Source organism: Mycobacterium sp. 1423905.2, from assembly GCF_001673155.1.
Classification (GTDB): Bacteria; Actinomycetota; Actinomycetes; order Mycobacteriales; family Mycobacteriaceae; genus Mycobacterium.
This window is the reverse complement of sequence record NZ_LZLE01000146.1, coordinates 1-8,729: the sequence shown is the minus strand read 5'-3', so window position 1 is coordinate 8,729 and position 8,729 is coordinate 1. Positions and strand designations below refer to the sequence as shown.

Here is an 8,729-nt window from a genome sequence, read left to right as displayed (position 1 = left end):
TCCCCGGCACCGGCTTGTTCCGCACGCTGTACGTGCTGCCCTGGATCTGTGCGCCGTTGGCGATTGCGGTGTTGTGGCGCTGGATACTGGCCCCCACCGACGGCGCGGTCAGCACACTGCTGGGACACCGCATCGAGTGGCTCACCAATCCCGATATGGCGCTGCCGGTGGTGTCGGCGGTCGTCATCTGGACCAACGTCGGTTACGTCTCGCTATCCTTCCTGGCCGGTCTGCTGGCCATCCCCGAGGACATCCACAACGCCGCCCGCACCGACGGCGCCAACACATGGCAGCGTTTCTGGCGGATCACGTTGCCGATGCTGCGCCCCACGATGTTTTTCGTCCTGGTCACCGGGATTGTCAGCGTGGCACAGGTTTTCGATACGGTCTACGCCCTGACCGGGGGCGGGCCGGAAGGCAGCACCGACTTGGTGGCGCACCGCATCTACGCCGAGGCGTTCGGCGCGGCCGCGATCGGCCGGGCATCGGTGATGGCGGTGGTGCTGTTCGTCATCCTGGTCGGCGTCACCTTAGTCCAACACTTGTACTTCCGGCGGCGGATCAGCTATGACCTCACCTAGTCGCATCACCAACGCCGTCATCTACGTCGGTCTGGCCATCGGCGCACTGATCACGTTGGCGCCGTTCGCGTTTGGGCTGTTGACTTCGTTTACGTCGGCGCACCAATTCGCCACCGGCACACCGTTGCAGCTGCCCCGCCCGCCGACGCTGGCCAACTACGGCGATCTCGCGGGGGCTGGATTCGGCCGCGCTGCCGCGGTGACCGCCTTGATGACTGCGGTGATTTTGTTGGGCCAGCTCACCTTCTCGGTGCTGGCAGCATATGCGTTCGCCCGATTGGAGTTTCGCGGCCGTGACGCTCTTTTCTGGGTCTACATCGCGACCTTGATGGTGCCCGGTACGGTCACCGTGGTGCCGCTGTATCTGATGATGGCGCAGCTAGGTCTGCGGAACACGTTCTGGGCATTGGTGATTCCATTCGTGTTCGGCTCTCCCTACGCCATCTTCTTGCTTCGCGAGCACTTCCGCATGATCCCTGATGACTTGATCAACGCCGCTCGCCTGGACGGCGCGAACACTCTGGACGTGATCGTGCATGTGATCCTGCCGTCCAGCCGGGCGGTGTTGGCGGCGCTGACAATGATCACGGTGGTCTCGCAGTGGAACAACTTCATGTGGCCCCTGGTGATCACCAGCGGTCATCGGTGGCGGGTGCTCACGGTGGCCACCGCGGATTTGCAGTCGCGGTTCAATTCCCAATGGACGCTGGTGATGGCCGCGACGACGCTGGCGATCGTGCCGCTGGTCGCCCTCTTTATGGTTTTCCAACGCCATATTGTGTCCTCGATCGTCGTTTCGGGGATCAAGTGACCGACATAGGCGTCGCAGTGAACCGCCTCCGCTTCTCTACCCTCGTCGCCACCGCGCTGGTGGTCATCGCGGCGCTATTGCTGACCACGGCGGTGTTGATGGGCCGGACGGGCGAGCCCAGCAACGGCAAGGTCGTGGTAACGGTGCGCTTGTGGGCCGAACCGATCGCGGCGGCCTACCGGCAGTCGTTCCAGGCGTTCACCCGCACCCATCCCAACATCGAAGTGCACACCAATCTGGTTGCCTACTCCAACTATTTCGACACCCTGCGCACCGACGTGGCCGGTGGCAGCGCCGATGACATCTTCTGGTTGTCCAACGCCTACTTGGACGCCTATGCCGACAGCGGCCGGTTGCTGAAAATTGACATCGGCCGCTTCGCGGATTGGGACGCGGCGGTGGTGGAGCAGTTCACCCGCAAGGGCGTGCTGTGGGGCGTACCGCAGTTGACCGACGCCGGCATCGCGGTGTTCTACAACGCCGACCTGCTGGCCGCCGCGGGAGTGGATCCGGGCGAACTGGACGCCGCCCGGTGGAGCCTGGGTGGGGACGACACGCTGCGGCCGCTGCTGGCCCGCCTCACCGTCGACGCCGACGGACATGCCGCAGACACACCGGGATTCGATGGCATGCGAGTGCGCCAGTGGGGTTACAACGCCGCCAACGATCCGCAAGGCATCTACCTGAACTACATCGGCTCGGCGGGCGGTGTGTTTCAGCGCGGCGACGAGTTCGCCTTCGACAACCCGGGAGCCCTTGACGCCTTCCGCTACTTGGTCGACCTCATCAACGTCGTCCACGTCGCGCCACCGGCGTCGGACACCAACGACAACGGCGACTTCTCGCGTAACCAGTTCCTGGCCGGCCGGATGGCGCTGTTTCAGTCGGGCACTTACAGTTTGGCGGCCGTGGCCCGCGACGCCGCGTTCCGGTGGAAGGTCGCGATGCTGCCCAGCGGACCCCGAGGCCGGGTGAGCGTGACGAACGGCATTGCCGCGGCGGGTAACTCGGCCACCCGGCATCCCGAGGCGGTGCGTCAGGTGCTGGCGTGGATGGGCAGCACCGAGGGCAACGCCTACCTCGGCCGGGAAGGCGCGGCCATTCCCGCGGTCCTCGCCGCGCAGCCGGTCTACTTCGATTACTGGCGAGCCAAGGGCATCGATGTCACACCGTTTTTCACGGTGCTGAACGGCCCGCGCATTCCGGCCCCTGGCGGTCCCGGATTCGCGGCCGGCAACCAAGCGCTCAAACCCTACTTCGACGAGATGTTCCTCGGTCGCGGCGATATCCCGACCATATTGCGCCGGGCGCAGGCCGCCGCCAACGCCGCCGCACAGCGGTAAGACGGTAGTCACCCGTGACGCTCGGCAATCGCCGAGTTCTACGGTGGATTGGTGGTATCCCTTTCGGACTCGTTATGGCGGCGAAACCAGGACATCGCTCGAGCGGCGCTGCAACACCCGTTCGTGCAGGGCATAGCCTCCGGAGAGTTGGTCCGAGCCAAGTTCGCCCACTACGTGGGGCAGGACGCCGCCTACCTTGACGCCTACTGTCGCGCCTACGCCTTGGCCCTGGCGAAGAGCCCGGACCGAGATGGGTTGATGGTGTTCAAAGAGCTGCTCGATGCCGCCAGTGATGAGCTGCGTCTGCACCAGGGCTACGCGGCACGCTGGGGTGTCGATCTTTACCCAGCACCAGACCCCGCTACCTCGGCGTACACCAATTTCCTGTTGGCGGTCGCTGCGCTCGAGCCGGTTGGCCACATCGCGGCGGCGATGACGCCATGCATGCGGCTTTACGCTCACCTCGGTCAGCAGTTGGCGACTAACACAAAGCCCGAGAGTCTATATCGCGAGTGGGTGATGACGTACTCGAGTCCGGAGTTCGAGGCCCTGGTACGACGCCTAGAAGAGCTACTCGACCGGTACGGGGGCGATCAGGACCGCCTAATCAGCCTGTATCGCCAGGCGATGGAATTCGAATTGCGATTCTTCGACGCTGCCAACCGTCCGAGCGAGCCAGCGTGACAATCGCAAGCGGCTCAGCCGGGCAGCACCATCACCGGAACCGGGCTGTGCCGGATGATCTTGCCGCTGCGGGCCCCGAGGAACACACGGCGGATGTCGCCTCGTGGCGACGTGCCCAAGGCCAACATCTCACCGTCTTGCCAGTCGGTGTTGTGCAATGCCTCTGGCCAGCTATGGCCGGTAACCACCTGCAGCGCAACGTCTTCGCCGACGACTCCGTCGGACCGCAGCCCGTCGAGGATGTCTTGCGCCTGCGTCGCCCACGCCGCCAAGATCGCGTCTTCGGCGTCCAGTCCGACCTCGGGCGGATACATCGTCTTGCCGCGCACCGCGAAAGTGATGACCCGGACCGGCACCTCGAACCGTTCGGCGTAATCCAAACACCGTCGCAGCACTTCGACTGATTCCGCCGTCGCCGAGTACGCGCACGTCAGTCGGGTCAACGTCCCAGTGTGGGAACGGTATTCGGGCGGACTGATCGCCACCGGTACCGGTGAGGAGTGCAGCAACCAGTCCGCGGTGGTGCCTACCACCACTTGGGCTCGGCCGCCGCTGGGCAAGGAGCCGAGCACCACCATTTCCGCACCGAACTCCTCGGCCAATTCGATCAACCCGCTTGACACCGACCGGTGCGCCCGGTCGCGGTAATTGACGCGAATCCCGTCGCTCAGCGCGAACAGATAACGCTGCGCCTCCGCGGCGGAGTTTTCCGCCAGATGATCCGCCCACTGTTGGTATTCGGCGTCGACGCGCGCGAACGACGGTGTGAGCCAAGGCCTGGGTACCACCGTGGCCACGGTGAGCGACGTCTTGAGGGTGCGAGCGATGCGGACCGCCAGGTGCAGCCCCGACAGTCCGACCTTGCCGGCCCGATACCCGACCAGGACGGTCACGGCATCTCCTGATTGAGCGCACTGTGATGGCGGCCCCACGCCAGGTAATAGATCAACGCCGCGGTCACCCAACCGCTGAACGCGATCCAGGTGTACCAGTGCAGGCTGGCCAGGATGTAGCCACACGCGAGCACCGAAAGAACGGGTGTCACCGGGTATCCCGGCACCCGAAACGCTCGCGGCAGATCCGGCTCGCGCACCCGAAGGATAATCACTCCGACCGACACCACGATGAAGGCCGTCAGGGTGCCGATGGACACCATGTCGGCCAGCTTGTCGAGGGGCACGAACGCGGCCAGCGCCGACGCGGCGATAGCGACGATCACGGTGTTGTTCACCGGGGTCATGGTGTGCGGATTGACCTTGGCGAACCGAGCCGGCAGCAGACCATCCCGGCCCATGGCGAACAGGATGCGGGTCTGGCCGTACATCGTGACGAGGGTGACGGTGAAGATCGAGATGACCGCCCCCGCAGCCAAAATCGTACTGGCCCAACGGGAGCGGGTGACATTGTCCAAGATGACAGCGAGGCCGGCGTTTTCCTGCGCACCGAAATCCTGCCAGGGCTGAGTGCCCAACGCGGCAAGCGCGACGAGGACGTAGACGCTGGTGACGATCACCAACGCGGTGATCAACGCCCGCGGCATGGTCTTCTGCGGATCCTTGACCTCATCTCCCGCGGTCGACACCGCGTCGAGGCCGATGTAGGAGAAGAAGATGGTGCCGGCGGCCGACCCGATTCCTGCGACTCCCAGCGGTGCGAAATCCTTGAGGTGGTCGGCGTCGTACGCGGTGAACGCGATGATCACGAACATGCCCAGCACCCCGAGCTTGATCAGCACCATGATCGCGTTGACCGTCGCGGACTCACTGGCGCCGCGGATCAGCAGCAGCGCGCACAGAAAAATCAGCACGACCGCAGGCAGGTTCACATAACCGGGATGGGAGTCCCACGGCGCCGCCGACAACGCCGCCGGTAGCTGCACCCCGAACAGGTTGTGCAGCAGCTTGTTGACGTATCCGCTCCAACCCACCGCGACCGCGGCCGTGGCCACCCCGTACTCCAACAGCAGGCACGCCGCCACCACGATCGCGACGGCTTCGCCCAGCGTGGTGTAGGCGTAGGAGTACGACGATCCCGAAACCGGGACCGCTGAGGCCAATTCGGCGTAGCAGATCGCTGCCAGGCCGGCCGCGATTCCGGCGATGACGAACGAAACGATCACCCCGGGCCCGGCTTCCGGAACCGCCTCGGCCAGCACGAAGAAGATACCGGTGCCGATCGTCGACCCCACCCCGAACATGGTGAGCTGGAAGGTGCCGAAGCTGCGTTTGAGGTTGGCCGAGGCCCCGGCTGCGACGGGGGCGTGGCCCACCGGGCGCCGCCGCAGCATCTGGTCTTTGAGGCTGATCGAAGTGGCCGGCAAGGGCGCCTCCCGTCGCTAGGTCAGCCGATGGCCGCACCGGCTAGGTGGTGTGCCAGATCGTCTCACCGACGACTGCGGCCGCGCTGAGGAGGACCGTGAGGCCCAGCACCAACCAGTCGGAGAACCTCGGCCGCGCGGGATGCGCCGACAACTGTCCGGTACCACCGCGCGCGGTGATCGCGTCACCCATTTCGTCCGCGCGCCGCAGCGTCACTGTCATGGCAGCCGCGAGCAGGTCGATGAGCTCACGCGCGTGCCGCTGCCGTCGCGCCTTTCGGCTGCGCGGAATGTGCTTGGGTCGCAAGCGACGTGCGGCATAGAGCACCTGGAATTCGTCGATGAGCATCGGAAAAGCGCGCAGCGCCAAGGCGAGTGCCACCGCCCACTCATCCACAGGAATCCGCAGGATGCGCAGCGGGCGGCCCAATGCCGCGACGGCAGGGCCTACTTCGGCCACGTTGGTGGTCCAGGAGACCATCGCGCCGAGCGCGAGCAGCACGATGGACAACGTGGTGATCCGCAGGAAGTACAACGCCCCGCCCAGCCCCACTTCGGCTGCGCCGATCCGAACCGTCGGGGAGCCACCGGCCAACGCCGCGGTGATGAAGCCGATCGCCAGGACGATCCACAGCCACCGCGGCATCGATGGCAGCGCACCGCGCGGAATGCGTGCGATCCGCGCCGCCGCCAGCACGAGCGCCGCCACCAGACCGAGCGCGATCCACCCCGGATAGAAGGTGAGCAGGACCGAAATCCCGAACACCACCAGCAGTTTGGTACCCGCCCACAGATCGTGGATCGCGGACTTCCCCGGCACCGGGATCAACAGCACGACCGGTCGGCCGGGCCGACGGGCTCCGCGCCCGACCGGGGTTTTGGTCGCCACTTACTTACCTCCCGCCGCGGTCGTCGGCACCGACTCCACCCTGCCGTTGCTCAGGTGCATCGTGCGGGGGCACAGGTCTTCCATGCCGACGTATTCGTGCGAGATGACCACTACGGTCAGGTCTTGTTTTCGGCGTAGGTCCTCCAGCAGCCGCAACAGCCCGCGCTGGCTGGCCGTGTCCAGTCCGGCCAGCGGCTCGTCGAGGATCAGGGCACGGGGCGAGCAAGCGAGCAGTCCGGCGAGCACGACGCGGCGCATCTGGCCGCCGCTGAGTTGGTCGATGCGCCGTTTGCCCAGGGTGGGATCGAGCCCGACGACGCTGAGCGCGGCGGCCACGCGGTCCTCGTCGCGGTGCGAAAAGCCCGCTGCCGATGCCACTTCCAGGTCGACGCGGCTGCGCATCAACTGCAGCCGGGCGGCCTGAAACGACAGCGCCACGGCACCGACCTGGTCGTGGGTGGGACGGCCGTCGAGCAGGCAGGCGCCAGTGGTGGGAACGGTCAGCCCCGCCATGATCCACGCCAGCGTCGATTTGCCGGACCCGTTGCCGCCGTGAATCAGCACACCGTCGCCCTGTTCGACGACGAAGTTGATATCGCGCAAGGCCGTTTTCGCCCAGGGTGTTCCGAGGTTGTATTCATGACCGACCCCGACCAACTCGAGCGCCGGCGCGTGCGCCTCCTCACCCGGTACGGTGATCCGCGCGGGCGGCTCGGCGGCCTCCACGACGCCGGTGTTGTCCGGGGAATCGCTGAGATTGATGATCCGGTCGGCCGTATCGGCCTCGTTGTTGTAATGGGTGATGTGCACCAGCGCGGTGCGGTGCCGTTTCGTCAGACCGGACAGCACACTGAGCAGCGCCTCGCGGCCCTGATGGTCGACCATGGTGGTGACCTCGTCGGCGATGAGCAAGGCCGGCTCCCGCGCCAAAGCCGCAGCCAGCGCCAAGCGCTGCAACTCACCGCCAGACAGGCCTCCGGTGTCGCGTTCGGCGAATCCGTCCAGACCCACCTCGGTCAGCAGCCGATCGACATCGGCCTTGGTACCCGGTGGCAAACCCCACACCACGTCATCGCCGACGCGGGTGCCCAATACCTGAGACTCGGGATGCTGCAACACAACTGCGGTGCCGCCCAGCTTGCCCAGGCCCACCGCGCCGGGCCGCTCGAGGGTTCCCGACGTCGGCTCTCGACCGGCCAGCAGCAGCATCAACGTCGTCTTACCGGAACCGTTGGCGCCGGTGATGGCTACATGTTCGCCCGGGTGAACCTCCAGGCTGGTCTCCGGCAACGCGTCTTGGCCCGCGCCGGCATAGCGGAACCGAACCTTTTCGAGCCGAACCGGCACCGGGGCGATGTGGGCGCCGTCGTCGCCGTCGACCGGGGCATCGAGCTTGTGCACATCGGGGATGCCGCGCATGCGCTCCAACAGCCGCGACAACGCCCACCAGCCGATCAACGACACGATCGAGATCCCGATCGTGAAATACGCGAGCAACCACCACGGCCAGTAGTGCAAGGCAGCAATGAAGTACCGCTTCATATCCGCGCCGGCACCGGGCATATCAATCCGGGCCAAGAATGACGCGAGGCCCTCCACGTTCGCGGTCATGACGTCGAAGATGAGATGCCGCAACCGGGCCAACACCGCCAGCACACCGACCATCAGGGCGCCAAACACCAACCCCGCGATCAGCGAGGAGACGATCACGGTGGGGGTGCCGCGACCTTTGCGCTTGACGAAGCCGGTCAGGCCACCGATGTAGGCGCTGTGGACCACGCCCATGAAACCGCCCAGCCCGGCGATCAGGAAGGCGATCACCCCGGCGGCCACCGCCGCGGCCAGCAGCACCCGCAGCCGGTAGCGGTAGGCCAGCAGCCCGGTCGGAACGGTGCCCAGCAGCGCCAGGCCCGCAGCAAACGGCACGACGACCGAGATGATGGCGATCACGGCACACAACGCCGCCATCACGGCAGCCTGCGCCAACTCACCCGGCCGCAGCCGACCCCGGGGCAGGGGTGGATGGGGGCCGGGCGAGGTCACTTCTCCGATTGTGCCAGGCCCAGCACCTTTCTCAGCGCAGCACTCCAGTCGATGTGAATTT

The 8,729-nt window shown here is 66.0% G+C and carries 8 protein-coding genes; 4 read left to right on the top strand and 4 right to left on the bottom strand.

Annotated elements, in window-relative coordinates; all coding sequences use genetic code 11:
• From A9W95_RS08175 to A9W95_RS08160, 4 genes are all read left to right on the top strand, one after another.
• The coding region (locus tag A9W95_RS08175) for a carbohydrate ABC transporter permease (protein WP_067410642.1) at positions 1 to 581 on the top strand (581 nt) is incomplete at its 5' end.
• Entirely contained in the window at positions 568 to 1,392 is an 825-nt protein-coding gene (locus A9W95_RS08170; RefSeq protein ID WP_067410639.1) for a carbohydrate ABC transporter permease, read from the top strand. The genes A9W95_RS08175 and A9W95_RS08170, both read left to right, overlap by 14 nt.
• 17 nt (positions 1,393 to 1,409) lie before the next feature.
• Complete coding sequence (locus A9W95_RS08165) at positions 1,410 to 2,735, top strand: sugar ABC transporter substrate-binding protein (protein ID WP_067410644.1); 1,326 nt, start codon at positions 1,410 to 1,412, stop codon at positions 2,733 to 2,735.
• A 51-nt stretch (positions 2,736 to 2,786) separates the two neighbouring features.
• On the top strand, positions 2,787 to 3,419 hold the full coding sequence (locus tag A9W95_RS08160) for a TenA family protein (protein WP_082982963.1): 633 nt from the start codon (positions 2,787 to 2,789) through the stop codon (positions 3,417 to 3,419).
• A 14-nt stretch (positions 3,420 to 3,433) separates the two neighbouring features.
• On the opposite strand, the gene A9W95_RS08155 is transcribed toward A9W95_RS08160, so the two are convergent.
• From A9W95_RS08155 to A9W95_RS08140, 4 genes are read right to left on the bottom strand one after another with little or no spacing between them, the layout of a single operon-like run.
• On the bottom strand, positions 3,434 to 4,312 hold the full coding sequence (locus tag A9W95_RS08155; RefSeq protein WP_067410634.1) for a universal stress protein: 879 nt from the start codon (positions 4,310 to 4,312) through the stop codon (positions 3,434 to 3,436).
• The gene (locus tag A9W95_RS08150; RefSeq protein ID WP_067410631.1) at positions 4,309 to 5,739 is read right to left on the bottom strand and encodes an amino acid permease; all 1,431 of its coding nucleotides are present in this window, start codon (positions 5,737 to 5,739) and stop codon (positions 4,309 to 4,311) included. The genes A9W95_RS08155 and A9W95_RS08150 overlap by 4 nt, the downstream gene beginning before the upstream one ends.
• 40 nt (positions 5,740 to 5,779) lie before the next feature.
• On the bottom strand, positions 5,780 to 6,625 hold the full coding sequence (locus tag A9W95_RS08145) for an energy-coupling factor transporter transmembrane protein EcfT (protein WP_067410628.1): 846 nt from the start codon (positions 6,623 to 6,625) through the stop codon (positions 5,780 to 5,782).
• Positions 6,626 to 8,668 carry an ABC transporter ATP-binding protein gene (locus A9W95_RS08140; RefSeq protein ID WP_082982962.1) on the bottom strand — a complete coding sequence of 681 codons (2,043 nt, stop codon included), beginning with the start codon at positions 8,666 to 8,668 and terminating at the stop codon, positions 6,626 to 6,628.
• Between the last annotated feature and the right edge of the window lie 61 nt (positions 8,669 to 8,729).